17 protein-coding genes are annotated in these 18,826 nt (G+C 63.0%); 2 read left to right on the forward strand and 15 right to left on the reverse strand.

What is annotated here, in order from left to right; translation table 11 throughout:
* Positions 1 to 652 precede the first annotated feature (652 nt).
* The 9 genes from BM413_RS18120 to BM413_RS18160 form a co-directional block, all read right to left on the reverse strand.
* Positions 653 to 2,623: a beta-galactosidase gene (locus tag BM413_RS18120; protein ID WP_091915582.1), complete on the reverse strand. Its 1,971-nt coding sequence runs from the start codon at positions 2,621 to 2,623 to the stop codon at positions 653 to 655.
* Positions 2,624 to 2,638: 15 nt separating this feature from the next.
* Positions 2,639 to 3,517: an SMP-30/gluconolactonase/LRE family protein gene (locus BM413_RS18125; RefSeq protein WP_091915584.1), complete on the reverse strand. Its 879-nt coding sequence runs from the start codon at positions 3,515 to 3,517 to the stop codon at positions 2,639 to 2,641.
* Positions 3,510 to 4,148 carry a 2-dehydro-3-deoxy-6-phosphogalactonate aldolase gene (locus tag BM413_RS18130; protein WP_091915586.1) on the reverse strand — a complete coding sequence of 213 codons (639 nt, stop codon included), beginning with the start codon at positions 4,146 to 4,148 and terminating at the stop codon, positions 3,510 to 3,512. The genes BM413_RS18125 and BM413_RS18130 overlap by 8 nt, the downstream gene beginning before the upstream one ends.
* Positions 4,145 to 5,086 (reverse strand): 2-dehydro-3-deoxygalactonokinase, encoded by a 942-nt coding sequence (locus BM413_RS18135; RefSeq protein ID WP_091915588.1) that lies wholly within the window; start codon positions 5,084 to 5,086, stop codon positions 4,145 to 4,147. The genes BM413_RS18130 and BM413_RS18135 overlap by 4 nt, the downstream gene beginning before the upstream one ends.
* Entirely contained in the window at positions 5,086 to 5,853 is a 768-nt protein-coding gene (locus BM413_RS18140) for an SDR family NAD(P)-dependent oxidoreductase (RefSeq protein WP_091915590.1), read from the reverse strand. Before BM413_RS18140 ends, BM413_RS18135 begins: the two co-directional genes overlap by 1 nt.
* A 121-nt stretch (positions 5,854 to 5,974) precedes the next feature.
* Positions 5,975 to 7,318, reverse strand: coding sequence for a putative bifunctional diguanylate cyclase/phosphodiesterase (locus tag BM413_RS18145; protein ID WP_091915940.1), 1,344 nt, complete (start codon positions 7,316 to 7,318; stop codon positions 5,975 to 5,977).
* 144 nt (positions 7,319 to 7,462) lie between these two features.
* On the reverse strand, positions 7,463 to 9,286 hold the full coding sequence (locus BM413_RS18150; RefSeq protein ID WP_091915593.1) for a polysaccharide biosynthesis protein GtrA: 1,824 nt from the start codon (positions 9,284 to 9,286) through the stop codon (positions 7,463 to 7,465).
* A 63-nt stretch (positions 9,287 to 9,349) separates the two neighbouring features.
* Positions 9,350 to 9,757: a GtrA family protein gene (locus BM413_RS18155; RefSeq protein WP_244537911.1), complete on the reverse strand. Its 408-nt coding sequence runs from the start codon at positions 9,755 to 9,757 to the stop codon at positions 9,350 to 9,352.
* An 8-nt stretch (positions 9,758 to 9,765) separates the two neighbouring features.
* Positions 9,766 to 11,010 carry a glycosyltransferase family 2 protein gene (locus tag BM413_RS18160; protein ID WP_091915597.1) on the reverse strand — a complete coding sequence of 415 codons (1,245 nt, stop codon included), beginning with the start codon at positions 11,008 to 11,010 and terminating at the stop codon, positions 9,766 to 9,768.
* Positions 11,011 to 11,221: 211 nt separating this feature from the next.
* On the opposite strand from BM413_RS18160, the gene gshB reads away from it, so the two are divergent.
* Together gshB and BM413_RS18170 are read left to right on the forward strand one after the other, a co-directional pair.
* The gene (gene gshB, locus BM413_RS18165; RefSeq protein WP_091915599.1) at positions 11,222 to 12,160 is read left to right on the forward strand and encodes a glutathione synthase; all 939 of its coding nucleotides are present in this window, start codon (positions 11,222 to 11,224) and stop codon (positions 12,158 to 12,160) included.
* A 187-nt stretch (positions 12,161 to 12,347) separates the two neighbouring features.
* Positions 12,348 to 13,883, forward strand: a complete 1,536-nt coding sequence (locus tag BM413_RS18170; protein WP_091915942.1) for a YifB family Mg chelatase-like AAA ATPase — start codon at positions 12,348 to 12,350, stop codon at positions 13,881 to 13,883.
* Between the two features lie 45 nt (positions 13,884 to 13,928).
* On the opposite strand, the gene BM413_RS18175 is transcribed toward BM413_RS18170, so the two are convergent.
* The 6 genes from BM413_RS18175 to pmtA form a co-directional block, all read right to left on the reverse strand.
* Complete coding sequence (locus BM413_RS18175; RefSeq protein WP_244537912.1) at positions 13,929 to 14,504, reverse strand: transglutaminase-like cysteine peptidase; 576 nt, start codon at positions 14,502 to 14,504, stop codon at positions 13,929 to 13,931.
* A gap of 310 nt (positions 14,505 to 14,814) precedes the next feature.
* Positions 14,815 to 16,092, reverse strand: a complete 1,278-nt coding sequence (locus BM413_RS18180; RefSeq protein ID WP_091915603.1) for a polyhydroxyalkanoate depolymerase — start codon at positions 16,090 to 16,092, stop codon at positions 14,815 to 14,817.
* Between the two features lie 204 nt (positions 16,093 to 16,296).
* Entirely contained in the window at positions 16,297 to 16,587 is a 291-nt protein-coding gene (locus tag BM413_RS18185; RefSeq protein WP_091915604.1) for a DUF1330 domain-containing protein, read from the reverse strand.
* 168 nt (positions 16,588 to 16,755) lie between these two features.
* The gene (gene pyrF / locus BM413_RS18190) at positions 16,756 to 17,454 is read right to left on the reverse strand and encodes an orotidine-5'-phosphate decarboxylase (RefSeq protein WP_091915606.1); all 699 of its coding nucleotides are present in this window, start codon (positions 17,452 to 17,454) and stop codon (positions 16,756 to 16,758) included.
* Complete coding sequence (locus tag BM413_RS18195) at positions 17,451 to 18,047, reverse strand: NADPH-dependent FMN reductase (protein WP_162931535.1); 597 nt, start codon at positions 18,045 to 18,047, stop codon at positions 17,451 to 17,453. Before BM413_RS18195 ends, pyrF begins: the two co-directional genes overlap by 4 nt.
* Positions 18,048 to 18,108: 61 nt before the next feature.
* Positions 18,109 to 18,717 carry a phospholipid N-methyltransferase PmtA gene (gene pmtA, locus BM413_RS18200; protein WP_091915608.1) on the reverse strand — a complete coding sequence of 203 codons (609 nt, stop codon included), beginning with the start codon at positions 18,715 to 18,717 and terminating at the stop codon, positions 18,109 to 18,111.
* Positions 18,718 to 18,826 lie beyond the last annotated feature (109 nt).

Consider the following 18,826-nt stretch of genomic DNA (forward strand, 5'->3'; position numbering starts at 1 on the left):
GTGGAACGAGCACGGCGCAAATGCCACTGCCCAAAACCATGCGGAGAACCCGCGGCGTCTTGTCCATGGAATGTACATGGAGCGGGCGTTGTGACCGGCCGACTTCGGGACAGACACCGAGACGGGCGGTCGAAAGATCGCAGAAAAATACAAAAGATGAGCGAGATTTCGGCCGCCCGTCTTTCCCGATCTTTGACAATAGCCAGATGCGAAAGCAGGCGTGGCGATGAACAGGTGCGTCCTTCGAGGCTCCCCTTCGACAAGCTCAGGATCGCACCTCAGGATGAGGGAGGGTGTGCCGGCAGAAGTCCCTTTTCATGAAGGGTAGGAACGTCTCCGGATCAGGAATAGCGCCAACCTCCCTCATCCTGAGGTGCGAGCGTAGCGAGCCTCGAAGGACGCACCGGAATGCACCCAGGGACGGGGCGTGGCGATGATGAAGTGCGCCTCTCCTTCTCCCCTTGTGGGAGAAGGTGGCCGACCCGAAGGGGAGGTCGGATGAGGGGTGTTGGAAGAAATGCGACGAGGGACGGGTAGCTATGCCTGCTACGGCTGTTCGGAACAGACGGCACTCCGTCCAGCACCCCCCATCCGTCTTGGCGCTGCGCGCCAATCCACCTTCTCCCACAAGGGGAGAAGGAAGGGCGCAGCCTCAGCCCCGCCTGAACACCGCCACGCCGCATGGCTCCAGCAACTCATTGCCGAGCAGCAGCGATTTTCCTTCCGTCCACTGGCCTATATCGATCGGCTCCGGGCCGTAGTTGAAGATGTAGCGCATCGGGCCGTTGTCGCGGATGCGGATGTCGCGCGGCAGGCGCTGGATGGCGATGCCGGCCTTGCCGCAGAGATATTCGACCACGCGCGCGGCGTAAGCGGCGTTGGGCTGGCCGGCGAGATAGTGGAAGGCACCGCCAGCGTCACAGCAGAAGGCGACCTCGTGGTCCTGCGACCGGTCGATGACGCGAACACCCTCGCCGGCGACGAGGAACTCGCGCCAGGTCTCGAAGGCCGAGACATTGGCAGGTTCTTCGATGGGAATCGCGAAGGGCGGTTCGAACGTTTCCGAGCGCCTGACCTTCACCGGAATGCGGCCCTGCAAGCCCTCGCCCGGCGGCAGTGCATCGGGAACGCGGAAGTCCGGCGTGCGTGACCCGGTTCGCGGGCCGGCAAGCACGATCTGGCCGTCGCCTCCGAGGGCTGCGGCAAGCTCTTCCGGCACCGAGAACAGGCCGGGCAGGAGAACGAGCCTGTAGCCTTGCACCGCCTCCGGCCTGGCCGGCACGATGTCGACCGAGATGCCGAGCGCGCGCAGGGCGCGGTAGAAAATCAGGATCAGGCGCGCATAGGAAAAGGACCTTCCCTGCGGCTGGATCGACCACGCCCAGGCGCTTTCATAGTCGAAGACGATGGCGACCCGTGCCGGCGTCGTCTCGACCCTGGCGCCCAGATTTTCCAGCTCGCGCGAAACCGCGCGCACGACATGAAAGGCTTCGTTGGGCGCAGCATTCGGCAGCAACAGGCCCTCATGCATCTGCTCCTGTCCGAAGGGCGCCTGGCGCCAGCGGAAATAGCTGACCACCTCCGCACCCGCCGCAAAGGCCTCCCACGCCCACAGGCGGATGGCTCCCGGCGCGGGCGCGGGATTGTGGGCGGCCCAGTTCACCGGGCCGGGTTGCTGCTCCATGACCCACCAGCGACCGCGCCCGCAGGCGCGATAGAGATCGTGGTTGAAGGCCTGGAAATCGGGATCGCCGACGCGCATGTAACGCTGCCGGCGCTCTGGATCGGAACTGTTTTCGAGAAAGCCGAGCGGATAGGAATCCCACGAAGCGGCATCGAGATCGGCGGAGAGCGCGAAATGATCGAAGCCGGTGAAGCCGCCCATGAAATTGTGCAGGATCGTGCGGCCGGGCGAGTACTTTCTGATGATGTCGGTCTGGAGCCGGTTGAAGGCCACCACCTGTTCCGACGCATAGCGCCGAAAATCCAGCCGGTGTGCGGGAGCGGCTTCGGTGACGGTGAGATTGGGCAGTTCGATCTCGTCGAAGGAACGATACTCCATCGACCAGAACACGGTGCCCCATGCCCGGTTCAGCGCCTGCGGCGACTGGTATTTTCGCGACAGCCAGTCGCGAAAGCCGGCAAGAGCGGCCTTGGAATAGCTCAGCACCGTATCGTGGCAGCCATATTCATTGTCGGTCTGCCAGGCGACGATGCCGGGATGGGCGCCGAAGCGCTCGGCAAGCGTGGTGACGATGCGGGCGCATTCGGCGCGATAGGGAAGATGGCTGAAGCAGTAGTGCCGGCGCGAGCCGAAACCGCGTGTGCGGCCTTCGGCATCGACCGCCAGCATATCGGGCATGGAATCGACCAGCCATTTGGGCGGCGTCGCCGTCGGCGTGCCGAGCACGATGTCCAGGCCCTCGCCGTGCAATGTCTCGATGGCGCGCTGGAGCCAGTCGAAATCGTAGCGGCCGGGTTCCGGTTCGAGCCGCGACCAGGCGAATTCGCCGATGCGCACAAGGCCGATGCCGGCTTCGCGCATCATGCGCGCGTCGATCGCCCACCGCTCCTCCGGCCAATGTTCGGGATAGTAGCAGACGCCGAGTTTCTGGACGGTCATCGGCGCAACCCCGGATCAGATCAGGACGCGCGGCTCGAAACGGCCTTTCACCGGCAGGTCCAGCAGCAAGGTCTTGCCGGCCGTCGGGTCGGCCTTTCGCGCTGCCGCATCCATGCCTTCCTGAGCGGTGGTGACGGCAAGGCGATCGGCATTCGCGCCGACAAAAGCCGGGCAGGACGGCTGCAGCGTACCGACTTCGATGGTGCGGATGCGCTTGCCGTCGGGCGAATAGGCATCGACGCAGGACGCGCCCCAGCGCGCATTCCACAACACGCCGTCGGCGTCGACCACAGAGCCGTCGAGGCCACCCTTCTTGCCACTGTGATCGAAGAACACTTTCGGCTCGCCGACCGGCAGCCCGGTCTCGGGATCGCAGCCGACGCGGTAGAGGATGTTTTCCCTGGTGTCGGTGTAATAGGCGGTCGCGCCGTCAGGCGAAAAGCAGATCGAATTCGGGATCGAAATGTCGGGAAACAGTTTACGGAACTCGCCCTTGAAGAACCAGTAGATCGAGCCGGCCTTGCGCTCGGCTTTTTTGCCCATCGTACCGACCCAGAACGCGCCGCAGGGGTGCACGCGCGAATCATTGGAGCGGGTCGATGGATCGTCCGCCTCGATGGCGAAATGCGGCGTGACCGCACCGGTCCTGACATCGCGGATGTTCAGGCCGCTTTCGGTCATCAGCAGTTGATGACCGTCATTGATGACAGCCAGCGCGCTCGTCATTTCGGGCAGGTCATGGACAATCGTCTCCCCGCCGGCGACGCGCTTTTCGAGCAGCTTTTTGCCCAGAATATCGAACCAGAACAGCGTGTCGGTGGCCGGATCGTAAGTCGGGCCCTCGCCGAGATGGCAGACATGTTCGGACAGGATCGAGACGCCGGTTTTATCCATCGAGCTTTCCTCCGAAAACGGCATCATAGGCGCTGACGGCCGCATGCGCACGGTCGCGAACCTCGGCCACGCTCATGCCCGGCTTGAACAGGCTTGAGCCGAGCCCGAAGGTTCGGACGCCGACCTTGGCGTAGCCGGCGAAATCGGTTTCCGACACGCCGCCGACCACACCGACAATGGTCTCGGCCGGGAGGACGGCCTTGATCGCGGCAATACCGCCGGGTCCGAGCACGTTTGCCGGGAAGAATTTCAGCGCCGATGCGCCAAGGCCGATCGCCTGGAAGGCTTCCGTCGGGGTGAAGATGCCGGGCATGGTGACCATGCCGTGGTGGTTGGCGCGGTTCATGACGCCGGCATCGATGTTGGGGCTGACCAGAAGCCGCCCGCCGGCATCATGCAGCCGGTCGACATCCCGCGGCGTTAGCACCGTGCCCGCGCCGATCAACGCCTTGGGGAGTTTCGCGACCAGGCTTTCGATGGAGGTGAAAGGCTCCGGCGAATTGAGCGGCACTTCGATGGCCTCGATGCCGGCTTCGAAAATCGCGCTGCCGATGTCGACCGCCTCTTGCGGCTTCAAGCCACGGAGGATGGCTACAAGGCCGCGGCGGAGTTCTGGAAAGGGTGTCGTCATGCCTGCGTTCCGATGCTGCCAATCATGCCATTGTGTCTTGCCGCCGCAAACAGGCCGGCGCGTACCACCGCATCGCCGTCGACGACGCGGACCTCGCGGCCGGCCATGTGCAGGGCAGATTCATAGAGCTTCGCCAGGCTGCTCGACGCAACCAGCGTAACCGGGCCGCTCGTCTCGGCAAAGCGCCTTGCCGCCGAGGCGATCTCGGCGCCGATGAGCAGGCCGGAAAGGGCGGCCGCCGCATCGGGCGGCGACAGATCGAGAAGCAAACTCGAGGCGCGGATGCGAAACAGATGCGCGCCGATGTCGCCGCCCTCCGACAGCGCATTCGCGCACCAGTGGCGGAAGGTCGCGTTGTCCGGCGAGACGGAAACCGGGCTCTCGCCAAGCGAATGCCGGAGAATGGACTGGCGCGACAGCAGCGAAAACAGCTCGCCGGTCAGCCAGCTGCCGAAACCGGAGACTGCGCCGTTATTCGTCTCGACCCATTTCGAATGCGTGCCCGGCATGCAGACGAGATGACTTCCCGACGACAGCTCTGCGATGCCGGCAAGCTGGGTCTCCTCGCCGCGCATGACATCCGGCGCAGTCTGATCGCGCTGGGCGATGCCCGGAATGATGCGCACGTCGCGGCGCGTGCCGGGCGCGGCTACGGCGCCGGCAAGGATGTCGCCAATGGATGCCGGGACGAAGACATAGGGCGCCTCGATCCAGCCCTGGCGCGAGCCGGCCATGCCGCAGATGATCACCGGGAGCGTTGCCGGCGCACCCATGGCGTCGAGATGGCTCTCGAGCACGTCGGAGAAGCCGCCCGGCTTCACCGAAAGCAGTCCCTCGGCGCTGCGCCGCTCGGCCAGAGCGTTGCCGTCCGCATCCAAAAGCCAGACGCGCAGATGCGAGGTGCCCCAATCGGCTGCGGCGATTGCCGGGTTTGGCATTAGAGATAACCTCCGTCGACGATCAATGTTTGCGCCGTCAGCATGCGCGATGCATCCGAAGCCAGAAACAGGCAGGTGCCGACCATATCCTCGGGCAGCATCACCTGCTTGATGCTCTGCTTGGCGACATGAGCGGCAAGCGTCTCGTCGGTCACCCATAATTCGCGCTGCCGCTCGGTGATGACCCAGCCGGGAGCCACCGCGTTGACGCGAATGTTGTGCGGGCCGAGATGGCCGGCAAGTCCCTTGGTCAGGCCGATAATGCCGGCCTTGGCCGCCGTGTAGGACGGCATGTCGGGATGGTTGATCAGGAATGAGGTCGAGGTGAAATTGATTATGGAGCCACCGCCCGCCGCCTTCATGCCCGGCACGACGGCCTGCGCGCTGAAGAAATGCGGGCGCAGATTGATCGACTGGTTGTTGTCCCAATAGTCGACCGTGACATCCTCGACGGCGTGACGCTCGTCGAAGGCGGCATTGTTGATCAGTGTCGTAACCGGCCCATGCGCCTCGATTGCCTGGGCGACGGCGGCGCGCAGGGCATCGATGTCACGGAGATCCGCCTTGATGAACAGAGGGCGGACGCCGGCACTCTTTTCGACGTGCTCGCACAGCGCCTCGCTCGCTGCTTGAGCGATATCGACAAAGGTCACCTTAGCGCCCTGACGCGCAAATCCCTCGGTTAGGGCCGCACCTATGCCGGAACCGCCGCCGGTGATCAGGACAGACGTTCCCTGAAGATCGGTAAACTGCGCGGACGGCATCATGGCATCTTCCCCCTCGACCTCTCCTGGTCCGCGTATGGAATGCACCAAGAGGCGACGAAGGCCAAGAGGAGAATTCTATGCCTGCAGGACGCTACGGGCTTGGGAGCGACAGCTGTGACGTTTAAGCACCGACCCGCCGCGCACCGCGAAAGGCATCGCGCAGATAGCCGAGCGTGGCGTCGGCATCTGCCGGCTTGCCGAAGAGATAGCCCTGCCCGCCGCCGCAGCCGAATTCGATGAGACGGCTGGCCTGCGCCTCCTGCTCGATGCCTTCGGCTACCACATCCATGCCCAGCCCCTCGCACATGGCGAGGATGGCGCGGATGATGTGTTCGGACGGCCTGTCCTCCAGTATCGAGGACACGAAGGCGCGATCGATCTTGAGCTTGTCGAACTGGAACTCGCGCAGGCGGCCGAGCGAGGACTGGCCGGTGCCGAAATCGTCAAGCGAGACGCGGATGCCGCAGCGGCGCAGATCGTTGACGATCTTCTCGGCGGAGGCCGGGTCCGTCATCAGGCCAGTCTCGGTGATCTCGATCTCGAGGCGGCGCGGATCGAAGCCGGTTCGCTCCAGAATGGCCAGTATGTGAAGGCCGGTGTTCTGGTCGACAAGCTGCGACGGCGACAGGTTGAACGACAGGAACAGGTCTTCGGGCCAGTTGCGGGCGGCTTCGGTCGCCTTGCGCAGGACAAGCTGCGACAGCGGGCCGATGATGCCGCGTTCCTCGGCGATCGGGATGAAGACGACCGGCGAGACGAAACCGAGATCGCGGTCGGTCCAGCGGGCAAGCGTTTCGAAACCGACGACGCGCCGTGTCTTCAGGTCGACGATCGGCTGGAAATGCGGCTCGACCTCGCCGGCCGAAACGGCGCGGCGCAAGGCCTGCTCGATGCGGGTGACGCGCTTGGCCGCCTCCTCCATTTCGCGCGTATAGACGACGACGCGGCCCCGGCCCGAGCGCTTGGCGTGATAGAGCGCAGTCTCGGCCTTGTTGACCAGTATCTCGGTCGTCTCGTCACCCGAATAGAAAAGCGAGCAGCCGACCGAGGCCGACAGCCTGGCGGTTCGCTCCCCGACATCGTAGGGCGCCGAAAGAACCTCGATCAGCATCCTCGCCCTTTCGGCGGCGGCGTCCTCCGAAAACACCATGGGATAGAGGAACGCGAACTCGTCGGCGCCGATGCGCGTGACCGCCGAATGCCCGTCCATGGCGGCACGCAGGCGCATGGCTACCTGGATGAGGATATCGTCGCCGGCCTTGTGGCCGAAAAGATCGTTGATCGGCTTGAACCCGTCCAGATCGATGATGCCTACGGTGAAAGGCGCGGGGTCGTCAGCGCGGTCGCTGATGAGCCTGTCGACCTTGTCGAAAAAGCGCCGGTGATTGCCGAGCCCGGTCAAAGGGTCGGTAAAGGCAAGATCGGTGTTCTCCCTGGTCTCGTCAAAGCCGAACGACGGCTGCATCATGGTCCCCGCAGTTTTTTTCGTGATTTGCGCGCAACAATGCCAGCAAACCGTTTAGGAAACGTATCGCGATTCACCGTTTTTCGCCGGCAAAAGAGGCATCAGAATTGGGTGCGTGACAAGGCCGAAGACCATGCCCTGCAATTACCGATCCAGGACGACCCGGTAGAGTTCCAGCGGCTTCCCCGTGCTTTCGGAGACGGGTTCAAGCCAATCCGGCACTGCCCCCTTCATCATGCCCGCAAGCAACCCATCGGGAGCACGGTCCGTCAGAATCCTGTTCTCGTCGTTGCCTCGGCAAAGCGCGACAAGACCGACATGACGCGCTTCGACAATTTGCCGGGCTTCATCTGGCGATCCCATCAGGGCGTCCAGCGCCAGAAGGTTTCCCTCGATATTGCGGTGATAGGGGCCGGAGAAAACGCGGTGCCCGCTGTAGGCAAGGATAGGCGAACCCAGATTGGAGATCGCCAGAACGGTCGCTGCCGGCAAGCCGGCGAGCACGGCAAAGTCTGTTTCCCGCTGGCAGGCGGCAACCGACGCGGCCTGCGCCTCGGGCTTCTGCGACTCGCCTTCGAGAACGGCCGAAGCGGCGGCGGCGGCGGTCGTCCAGCTCGCATTGAGCGAGATCAGCCATACCGCGGCCATCCTGAGAGACGCAGACGTAGACGGGCTTTTTTCCGCCCGCGCACGCCAGTTTCCGACCCACGCCGAAAGCGGGATAACGGCGAAGGCGATCGAGAAGGTCGACCCGCGCACCTGCCACACGCTGACCATGAAGGCCGCGATCAGCACAGCAGCGACAAGGATGTCCTGCCGCTGCCAGCCTTGACGGCGAAGACGCAGCAGCATCCAGCCGATCGCCAGCAACGGCGTGATGTAGCGGGCGAAGAGGGAGGCGGGATCCTGGACAATGAGCTCGAACAGCGACTGCGCCTCGGAGACATGGTCGAGCCAGTCCGCCTTAAGTCGCGCATCGAGACCCGAATATGGTGCGGAGATACATTGCGGAAAGGCAAGGACCAAAGTCGCGCCGACGCATGCGCCGAGCAAGGCAAGGCCAAGCAGGCGGCGGCCGCGCGTGCGCGTGAAACCATCGAGGGATGCGACGGCCGCAAGACCCACGCCGGCAATGGCCGCCAGCGCGAATTGAACGACCGAAAAGGCGTCACACTGGGCTTCGCCCCAGCCAGAGGCCGAAACCGTGACGAAGAAGACGGCAGCCGACACCACGGCAAAGCCGAGCCCGAAATCGCGGGCAATATGCCTTTCGCCGGTACCGTCGAAGAGAAACAGACCTGCAACGCAGAGGCCGATCACCGCCACATAGGGCGCGGTCTCCATGCCGACCGCCAGCATCAGCGCTGCACATACACCCGACATTACGGCGGCCAGCCGGTTGTCCGGCGCCTCGAGAAGCAGGCACAGGCTGCCAGCGGCGAGCATGAGCTGGATGTTGTGATGATCGAGTGCGGCGGGCTGATAGATGCCTAGAAAATGAAGGGCCGCAGCACCGATGATGACAGATGGCAGGACAGCGCTTTCCCCGCCGAAAATACGCGCGGCGCGCAGGATGAAAAACAGCGTGCCGCAATAGAGCAGTGCCGGCCAAAGGATGCGCGCGACGGTTTCGCCAAGGCCAACACTGCCCGTCAGCGCCGAAACGGCAAGGATGATCGCGGCGATCGGCGCGTCGACCAGCCTGGACCAATGCATGACGAAACCGCCCTCAGGCCCCATGCGGTATTGATGCAGATCGAACCAGCCTTGGCCGCCGAGCAGGTCGCGGACTTCGACCAGTCGAAGCAGGCTGTCATTGTCGCCGCCGAGGTTGGACAATGTCCTGAAACCGGTCGCAGCATTGATGGCCAAAACGACCAGCGTCGCGCCCAGCGCAAGGGCAATATCCCTGCTCGCCGGCGAAAGGCCCGCCGCCCGTCTTGCGATCGTTGAATGCAATCCGCTCATTCGCTCACAGCCCGCCCATAACCCGACGTGACCCTAATCCGCGCAGTTCAACAAACGGTAAAGCTAGCGTCCGCCGCCATGTCCCGGCTTGTCCGGAAAAACCCAGAGCGAGGAGACGACATAGCTGACCGTGCTTGCAACGGCCGTGATGAGGACCGACATCGCCAGCGGTGACATCTGGAAGCGATCGACGGCGATATGGGCGAGCACGCCCGACAGCAACGCGCAGCCGGCCTGCAAGACGAAATAGCGCGGCAAAGCGTGGCCATGACCGTGTGCTGCGCCGAACGTCCAGCCGCGCTGCGCCGAATAGGCCACCACGAAGGCCACGGCATAGGCGATGAGGCCCGCCGCGAAAGGCGGCAGGCCGATGGAAGCCAGCACATAAGATAGAACAAGCAGGAGCGCAGCCGCGCCGACGCCGACCGTCACGAAACGAACGAACCGCAGGCGAAAGGCCGTTTGCAGCATCGCCGTCATCAGGAAGCTTGGGCGCGTGCTGCTGCCTCGGCGACGATGGTTTCGCCGGATTTGCGGCGCATGACCGGGATTTCAAGGACGCCGAGCAGGAAGGCCGAGAAAAACACCTGCATCGCGATCACGATCAGCGTCAGCCCGAATACGACCACGCGCGGGATTTCCGGGTCGTTGAGCGGCCCAAAACTCAGGCTGGCCCAGGACAGGGTCGCGTAGCCGAAGAACGAAAGGCCAGCCAGCAGGCAGACGCCTGCGCCGAGCGCCAACCGGTCGGTGCTGATATGGCGCGTGAGCCAGTCCGAACGGGCATTGCCCGGCAGGATGCCGGTGATGTCGGCGTAATATCGCGACAGGACACCGAAGGTGGTGAGCTGCACGCCGGCGACGATCATGAAACAGGCCGCGACGAATGTGTTGAGGTCGAGCGAAAGGTTGTCGACGACCTGCAGCGGACCGAAGAAGAGCAGCGTCGAAAGCAGGAGGCCGAGCGCGCAAAGGCTCATGCCTGGAATGAAGAACAGCCAGCGCGGATTGTACATCAGCAGGAATTTGAGATGACGCCAGCCATCGCGCCACGTCTTGAGATGCGGCGGGCGGCTGCGGCCGTCCGGCTTCAGCGTGGTCGGCACTTCCTCGATGCGCAGACCGGCGAGCGCGCTGCGCACGACCATTTCGCTGGCGAATTCCATGCCCGCCGTCTTGAGGTCCAGATCCCGGATGCGCTCGGCATTAAAGCCGCGCAGGCCGCAGTGAAAGTCTCCCGCCTTGATGCGGAAAAACAGCCGGCCAAGGAAGCTCAGCACGGGATTGCCGAGATAACGGTGCAGGACCGGCATGGCGCCGGCTTCGACGCCGCCCTGAAAACGGTTGCCCATAACCAGGTCCGCACCCTCACGAAGGCGCGACACGAAGGCATCCAGCGCGCAGAAATCGTAGGAATCGTCGGCGTCGCCCATGATGATGAAGCGTCCGCGCGCAGCCGCTATCCCGCCCTGAAGGGCTGCGCCATAGCCCCGCGCCTGAACGGGCACGACCCGGGCGCCAAGGCTGGTGGCGATGAGCTGCGAACCGTCGGTGCTGCCATTGTCGGCTATGAGAACTTCGCCAGAGACGCCGGCTTGCTGCAAAAAGTGCTGCGCCTTGCCGATGCAGGTCGCAAGCGTTTCAGCCTCGTTGAGGCAGGGCATGAGAATGGTCAGTTCGATCTGATCTTCAGAGACTGCCCGGATTGGCGTGACTGCGTTCATGACCACCCTCGACAAGCGTGCTCTTCGGCACGTCTGCCAGCTTCTTAGCCGAGAATGATTGGCGTCCTGTTAACGCGGTCATGACATTCCGAGACATTTGCGTGAGGTGAAGTCTGGGCACCCCGGCGGATGCAAGGTCGCCATTGGCAGATGCCGGGCAAAGCTATACATCCTCTCGACGATAAAAGCCCGCAGCGCCGGAGAAGCCTTCATGCCGCTCAACATCGCCGTCCAGATGGACCACATCTCCACCGTCAACATTGCCGGCGACACCAGTTTCGCGCTCTCGCTCGAGGCGCAACGGCGCGGGCACAAGCTGTTCCATTATACGCCTGACCGGCTGTCGATGATCGGCGGCAAGGTGTTCGCGCGGCTGGAAACGCTCGAGGTGCGCGACGAGAAGGGCAACCATTTCACGCTCGGCGAGCCCGTGCGCACCGATCTCTCGGAAATGGACGTGGTGCTGCTGCGGCAGGACCCACCCTTCGACATGAACTACATCACCACCACGCATATACTGGAGCGCATTCACCCGAAGACGCTGGTGGTCAACGACCCGGCCTGGGTGCGCAATAGCCCGGAAAAGATCTTCGTCACCGAGTTTCCCGACCTGATGCCGGAAACGCTGATCACCAAGGATCCTCTGGAGGTGGCGGCCTTCCGCAAGGAGTTCGGCGACATCATCGTCAAGCCGCTTTACGGCAATGGCGGCGCGGGCATCTTCCATATGCTTGAGGCAGACCGCAACCTCGCCTCGCTGCTGGAAATGTTCGGCCAGATGTTCCGCGAACCCTTCATCGTCCAGCGCTATCTCAAGGATGTGCGCAAGGGCGACAAGCGCATCATCCTGATCGACGGCGAGCCCGTCGGCGCCATCAACCGCGTGCCTGCCGAGCACGATTCCCGCTCCAACATGCATGTCGGCGGCCGCGCCGAAAAGACGGAACTGACCGAACGCGAGCGTGAAATCTGCGCGCGCATCGGCCCCTCGCTCAAGGAACGCGGTTTCATCCTCGTCGGCATCGACGTGATCGGCAACTACATGACCGAGATCAACGTGACTTCACCGACCGGCGTGCGCGAGGTCAAGAAATTCGGCGGGGCCGACATCGCCGCGCTGTTCTGGGATGCGGTGGAAGCGAAGCGCTGAGGCGCAGCGCCCAACAAACGCCATGGAATGTTCCAGCGTTGCAACCGGCATCAACCCGGTTGCAATCTGGACGGCAATTTTGTTCCCGTCTTGTTCTTGATTTGCTCTACAATCTATGCTTGTCTGGCCTGGGGTTATCACTGGGTTGGACATCTCGCTGATGTCCGGCGGCACGTCGGGGGACGGCATGGTATCGCGCGTACGCACGGTTGCATTTCAGGGCATCGAGGCGGTTCCCGTCGACGTGCAGGTGATGGTCGCGCCCGGTAAAGTCGGCATGCATATCGTCGGCCTTGGCGACAAGGCAGTGGCCGAGAGCCGCGAGCGGGTGCAGGCGGCGCTTCACGCATCCGGTCTGTCGATGCCGTCCAAGAAGGTCACCGTTAATCTCGCACCGGCAGACCTGCCGAAGGAAGGCAGCCACTACGACCTGCCGATCGCGCTCGGCCTGATGGCGGCACTTGGCGCCGTGCCGGGCGATGCTCTTTCCGGCTATGTCGTGCTTGGCGAATTGTCGCTCGACGGCACGATCGCCGCAGTGTCCGGCGCGCTGCCGGCAGCTATGGCCGCCAATGCCGAAGGCAAGGGCCTGATCTGTCCGGCGGCGTCCGGACCGGAAGCGGCATGGGCAGGCTCGGAGATCGACATACTGGCGCCGCGAAGCCTGATCGGCATTGCCAACCATTTCCGCGGCACGCAGGTTCTGTCGCGGCCGGAGGCAAGCATCCACGCACCAGCTTCGGACCTGCCGGATCTTGCCGATATCAAGGGGCAGGAGAGCGCCAAGCGCGCGCTGGAGGTGGCCGCTGCCGGCGGTCACAATCTGATGATGGTCGGGCCGCCCGGATCGGGAAAATCCATGCTCGCCCAGCGCCTGCCCTCCATTCTGCCGCCGCTGGCGCCCAAGGAACTGCTCGAAGTCTCGATGATCGCCTCGGTTGCCGGCGAGCTCGCCGGCGGCAGGCTGACCGACCGGCGGCCCTTTCGCGCACCGCATCATTCGGCATCGATGGCGGCGATGGTCGGTGGCGGCCTTCGCGTGCGTCCGGGAGAGGTTTCCCTCGCCCACAATGGCGTTCTGTTCCTCGACGAATTTCCGGAGTTCTCGCCTCAGACGCTCGACGCGCTGCGCCAGCCGCTCGAAACCGGCGAGTGCATGATCGCGCGCGCTAATCACCGCGTCACCTATCCGGCGCGCATCCAGCTGATCGCGGCGATGAACCCGTGCCGCTGCGGCATGGCCGGCGAGCCCGGTTACCGCTGCGCGCGCGGTCCGCGCTGCCAGTCGGACTATCAGGCGCGGATTTCGGGACCGTTGCTGGACCGCATAGACCTGCGCATCGAGGTGCCGGCGGTTTCGGCGAGCGATCTGATCCGGCCCGGTGCCGCAGAAAAGAGCGCCGTGGTGGCGGCACGCGTGTCGGCCGCCCGCGCCATTCAGCGGGACCGTTTCGAGCGCATCGGCGCATCGGCGTCGCTCACCAATGCGCATTGCGCAACCGCGCTCATCGAAGAGATCGCCAAGCCTGATGCCGCCGGGCTGTCGCTGTTGCATGATGCGAGCGAAAAGCTCGGCTTTTCGGCGCGCGCCTATCACCGCGTGCTGAAAGTGGCGCGCACTTTGGCCGATCTCGACGGCAGCGAAACCGTCGGCCGCATTCATCTCGCGGAGGCTATTTCCTACAGGATGACTGGTGAGCGGCTCGCACAGGCAGCCGCGTGAAGGAGACGGTGCCTGCTGCGAAAAGCACGGCAGGATATAACGTACCTACTGAACCGCGCCGACGAGCGGTGCCTGGCCTTCGCGGATCGTGACCCAATGGCCGGTGTGATCGCTGGCCTGACGCTTGAGGAAGCGATAGCCGGTTTCGTCCCACTGGCGCACGGCATCCGTCAGATTGTCGAGGATGAAGTCGCCCTTGTCGGTTCGCACGGTCAAAACGGCATGGCCTTCGCCATCCGGCTTGCGTACGACGGTTATCAGCAGGTTGGATACCGACAGACCCTTGTGGATCAGCTGCCGGCGCTTTTCGAGCACATAGTCTTCGCAATCGCCGACGCCGTTGTCGGGATAGGCCCAGACCTCGTCCTTGCCGTAGATATCGAAATCGTTCATCGGCGTGACGGCACGGTTGACCTCGAGGTTGACGGCAACAAGCGTCTTCCAGAGAGATCCGGTGACATGTTCCGGAACCGAGTTGCGCGAGCGTATGGAACATTCAGAGGGATTGATCTTGCAGAATTCGTAGTGACCGATCGGCTGCGAGGTCAGGCCACCCGTGACCATCGGCGACGACGCGAGAGCAGGCGAGATCGACCACGCAGTCGCCGTCAAGCCGATCATCAATGCCACGCGCCTGGATGCGCGCCATGCTTTCGGTGAGGAGTTCATTGCCCCGGTCCCGTTCGCCCTGTTTGTTAACAAAACGTTAAGGTCCGTGATGGGTCAATGTCAATTACAGCGAAGGGATGATTGACTTCATGGTTACCGACGAGGCCGGACAGCGACGATTTTGCAACAGAAGGCCCGGCCCTCAGGCAAATTGGTGGATCGGTCTACACGTATAGGTCGAGCGCAGGGTATCGGAACCCACAAGCATCCCTGTCCTGATCAAAAGGACAGGGTGTTATCCGCGTCCTACACTCAACGGCGGTCAGGACTTGCCGGAGCGCACCAGTCGCGGCTTCTGCTGCACGCGGCTTTGCCGGCCATAGCTGTTGATGAAATCGGCAATGCGCGGCACGATCTCCGACCGGAAGCGCGAACCGTTGAACACGCCATAGTGACCGACGGCCGGCTGCATGTAGTGCGCGCGCATCTCGTCAGGGATGTTGACACAGAGATCATGGGCCGCCTGGGTCTGCCCAAGGCCTGAAATATCGTCGTTCTCGCCTTCGATCGTCAGCAGCGCCACATTGCGGATGGCAGTCGGATCGACCGGAACGCCGCGATGGGTCATCTCGCCCTTCGGCAAGGAATGACGGACGAACACCGTATCCACCGTCTGCAGGTAGAATTCGGCGGTCAGGTCCATCACCGCCAGATATTCGTCATAGAAGTCGCGGTGCTTTTCGGCGCCATCGCCATCGTGCTTCACAAGGTGCATGAAGAAGTCCTTGTGGGCGATGATGTGCCGGTCGAGATTCATGCTCATGAAGCCGGAAAGCTGCAGGAAACCGGGATAGACATCGCGGGTGAAGCCGGGCACCGGCCACGGCACCTGCATGATGACATTGTCGCGGAACCAGTCGATGCCCTTTTCCTCGGCCAGCAGATTGACCGCGGTGGGGTTGCGGCGCGTATCGATCGGTCCGCCCATCAGCGTCATCGTTGACGGCGCGAAACGATCGCCCCGCGCTTCCATGATCGCAGCTGCCGCCAGAACCGGAACCGACGGCTGGCAAACGGCCATGACATGGGTGTCGGGACCCAGCGCATGCAGCATGTCGATGACGTAGTCGATATAGTCGTCGAGGTCGAACCTGCCTTCCGAAACCGGCACCATGCGTGCGTCGGTCCAGTCGGTGATGTAAACGTCGGCATGCGGCATCATCGCTTCAACGGTGCCGCGCAGCAGCGTTGCGTAGTGACCTGACATCGGAGCGACGATCAAAAGCTTCGGATCCGGCCGGCGCGCTGCGGGCAAAGCGCGCTCGAAATGCAAGAGATTGCAGAACGGTCGCGACCATACCGTTTTTTCGGTCACCGGCACCGTCTTCCAGTCGACCACCGTCTGCGGCAGGTCGAAACGCGGCTTGCCATAGCGCCGCGTCGTGCGCTCGAACAGTTCTGCCGTCGCTGCTATCGAACGGCCCCATTGAGTGTGGGAGAAGGGGTTGAGCGGGTTGGAGTAGAACAGCCTCACCGCATCGGCATAGGCTCTCGCCGGCTGAAGCGCCGCGTGGTTCATTTCATAAAACTGATAGAACATTCGAGAACCTTCTCCGGCCAGACAGCCGTCCGGGAGCCTGTTTCGCCCTGCTGACAAGGTAGCGCGAAATTGTTGCAGCGCAATACGTCACGCTGCGTGAATTATACTCATACTTTGGTCCAAGGTGTTGAAAAACCGTTGCAGCCGGTGCTTGCCGGCTCACAAACCGTCATTTTGCATTGCAATAGGCAGCCTGACCTAGCGTCAGGCTGGACCTTCCACCAGTACGATCTCGCCATCGGCAAATTTCTGCCGGATAGCCTTGGCCGCCTGGTATTCGGGTGAGTTGTAGCAATCGCGCGCGGCCGCCAGCGACGGAAACTCGATCACCACATTGCGCGCGCGGCCGGGGCCTTCAACGACCTCATGCGCACCGCCACGAACCAGGAAATTGGCGCCAAAGCGCTCGAAAGCCGGCTTGGCAGTTGAAACATAGTCCTTGTAGCCCTCGGGGTCGCGAACATCGACGCGAGCGATCCAATATCCCTTGGCCATTATTTTCTTCTCCTTTGGTCTTGTGCGTCCTTCGAGGCTCGCCCTTCAAAGAAGAGGGAACCCGGCTACGTCCTGCCGGCTCGCACCTCAGGATGAGGGAGACAAGTACGCAATCCTCCCTCATCCTGAGGTGCGAGCGAAGCGGGCCTCGAAGGACGCACGGCAAGCCTATGCCGCACTCATTTCCTGCAAGATAGCTTCCGCCGCTGCTCGTCTGTCAACCGCAGAGACGATCGGCCGTGCGACGACGAGGTGGCTGGAGCCGTTGCGAATGGCCTGGGCCGGCGTCACGACGCGTTTCTGATCGCCATGCTCGCTGCCGGCGGGGCGAATGCCCGGCGTAACGACGGCCATGTCGGGACCGACGATCTTGCGCACGGCGGATGCTTCATCGGCCGAGCAGACGATGCCGCCCATGCCTGCCTGCAATGCCTGTTCGGAACGTCGCAGCACCAGCGTGTGCGGATCATATTCATAGCCCGCGTCGATCACGTCCTGCTGGTCCATGGAGGTCAGCACGGTCACGGCGAGCAGGCAGAGATCGCTACCCCGGGCAGCCGCGACTGCAGCCTTCATCGCCTTGGGGTAGGCGTGCAGCGTCAGCATCGACACTCCCATCTTGACGATGTTCTCCACGGCCTTGGCCACGGTGTTGTCGATGTCCAGCAGCTTCATGTCGAGGAAGACTTTCGTGCCGCCGCTTGCCAGTTCGCGGGCGAAATCGAGGCCTCCGGCAAAGGCGAGCTGGTAGCCGATCTTGTAGAAAGTGACGGTGCCTTCGAGCTCGCGAACCGCAGCTTCCGCTTCCTTCAGCGTCGGCACATCCAGGCCGACGATCAGGCGGTCGCGCATCGTTTCAACCGTCATGCGTCGATCCTTGTCGAAAGCATGCGAGCGCGCTCGATCAGCGTGCGCGCGACATTTTCCATGGCGTGGCGAAGACGCTCTTCCCTGAAGTCGCCGTTCTCGTCAAAGGCTTGGCTTGCATGGGCGACGGAACATTGCGGCGTGATGATTTCGACCTGACAGTTCATCAGCACCGAGCGCAGATGATAGAGGCCGCGGAGGCCGGCGAAATTACCGTCCGACGACGAGCACAGTGCCGCAACCTTGCCGGCATATGGCTTGAAGGGGTGGCCGCCATCCTTGCGGACGCGACTGACCCAGTCGATCGCATTCTTCAACAGCGGCGGGATCGACGAATTGTATTCCGGGCTGGCGATCAGGAAGCCGTCATGCGCGGCGATCTGGCGGCCAAGCCTGACGGCGTTTTCGGGGACGCCTTTTTCCGCCTCGAGATCCTCGTCCATGATCGGCAGCGGATAGTCGCCAAGCGAAATGCGGGTCACTTCGGCGCCCTGGAGGGCCAATTCCTTGACCGCGGCATCAGCGGTCCTGCCGCTAAATGCCCCGGTGCGGATCGACCCGGCAAAGACGAGAATTCGGGCAGTCATCGGCATAGCTCCTGTTCACCCGGGTATAGGCGAACTGGCGTTCTAATCAACCGTCAAGATTGCAGCGTCAACCGTTTGCGCCGCGGCGATAGATCCAGAGCTGCGCCGGGGGAATGTTGCGGATAACGAAGTCGAAATGCTCGACCGTATATTCGCCCCGCCCGGCCGGAACCGGTGACAGCGGCCCATAGGTGATCTGGACGACCGGCCGACCATGCGGCAGCCGATCGAGAATGCCGTTGATGTAGTCGACCCGCTTCGAGACCGGGAAGTTGAGCAGTGGCACGCCGGAAATCGCGCAGTCGAACTGAATCCGATCCTTGGGGCCGAGCGTCTCGTCAAGGTTGAAGGCATCGCCCTGGATGACGTTGACGCCGGGATAACCCCTGCGCACATGGTCGACGAATTCTTCCGAATATTCGACGGCGTAAAGGTTCTGCGGCTTGATGCCCCGGGCCAGGATCGCCTTGGTGATGACGCCGGTGCCGGGTCCGAGTTCCAGAACGGGCAGGCCCGAGGCCGGGTTGATTATGGAGGCCATGCGGCGGGCGGTGATGGAGCTGGTCGGAACGATGGAGCCGACAGCCTTGGGCTTGTCGATCCAGCCCTTGAAGAAGCGCAACTCGTCGTCGAACTTTGTCGCGAGCGACTTGCGCAAACCAGACCCACGTGCCATCGGCATACTCTCCTGCTTTCGTGTGCCCCGGTGTGATCTTTACGTCACGTAATCTGTGACGCAAGACAAAATGGGGCCGACTTTCGCAAAACCAACAGCTTGCGGTTGC

Source organism: Mesorhizobium sp. YR577 (assembly GCF_900116595.1).
Taxonomy (GTDB): domain Bacteria; phylum Pseudomonadota; class Alphaproteobacteria; order Rhizobiales; family Rhizobiaceae; genus Mesorhizobium_M.

Excerpts from the sequence above, each read along its gene's own strand:
- BM413_RS18120 (WP_091915582.1), bottom strand. The coding sequence starts at position 2,623 with ATGACCGTCCAGAAACTCGGCGTCTGCTACTATCCCGAACATTGGCCG.
- BM413_RS18125 (WP_091915584.1), bottom strand. The coding sequence starts at position 3,517 with ATGGATAAAACCGGCGTCTCGATCCTGTCCGAACATGTCTGCCATCTC.
- BM413_RS18130 (WP_091915586.1), bottom strand. The coding sequence starts at position 4,148 with ATGACGACACCCTTTCCAGAACTCCGCCGCGGCCTTGTAGCCATCCTC.
- BM413_RS18135 (WP_091915588.1), bottom strand. The coding sequence starts at position 5,086 with ATGCCAAACCCGGCAATCGCCGCAGCCGATTGGGGCACCTCGCATCTG.
- BM413_RS18140 (WP_091915590.1), bottom strand. The coding sequence starts at position 5,853 with ATGATGCCGTCCGCGCAGTTTACCGATCTTCAGGGAACGTCTGTCCTG.
- BM413_RS18145 (WP_091915940.1), bottom strand. The coding sequence starts at position 7,318 with ATGCAGCCGTCGTTCGGCTTTGACGAGACCAGGGAGAACACCGATCTT.
- BM413_RS18150 (WP_091915593.1), bottom strand. The coding sequence starts at position 9,286 with ATGAGCGGATTGCATTCAACGATCGCAAGACGGGCGGCGGGCCTTTCG.
- BM413_RS18155 (WP_244537911.1), bottom strand. The coding sequence starts at position 9,757 with ATGCTGCAAACGGCCTTTCGCCTGCGGTTCGTTCGTTTCGTGACGGTC.
- BM413_RS18160 (WP_091915597.1), bottom strand. The coding sequence starts at position 11,010 with ATGAACGCAGTCACGCCAATCCGGGCAGTCTCTGAAGATCAGATCGAA.
- gshB (WP_091915599.1), top strand. The coding sequence starts at position 11,222 with ATGCCGCTCAACATCGCCGTCCAGATGGACCACATCTCCACCGTCAAC.
- BM413_RS18170 (WP_091915942.1), top strand. The coding sequence starts at position 12,348 with ATGGTATCGCGCGTACGCACGGTTGCATTTCAGGGCATCGAGGCGGTT.
- BM413_RS18175 (WP_244537912.1), bottom strand. The coding sequence starts at position 14,504 with ATGATCGGCTTGACGGCGACTGCGTGGTCGATCTCGCCTGCTCTCGCG.
- BM413_RS18180 (WP_091915603.1), bottom strand. The coding sequence starts at position 16,092 with ATGTTCTATCAGTTTTATGAAATGAACCACGCGGCGCTTCAGCCGGCG.
- BM413_RS18185 (WP_091915604.1), bottom strand. The coding sequence starts at position 16,587 with ATGGCCAAGGGATATTGGATCGCTCGCGTCGATGTTCGCGACCCCGAG.
- pyrF (WP_091915606.1), bottom strand. The coding sequence starts at position 17,454 with ATGACGGTTGAAACGATGCGCGACCGCCTGATCGTCGGCCTGGATGTG.
- BM413_RS18195 (WP_162931535.1), bottom strand. The coding sequence starts at position 18,047 with ATGCCGATGACTGCCCGAATTCTCGTCTTTGCCGGGTCGATCCGCACC.
- pmtA (WP_091915608.1), bottom strand. The coding sequence starts at position 18,717 with ATGGCACGTGGGTCTGGTTTGCGCAAGTCGCTCGCGACAAAGTTCGAC.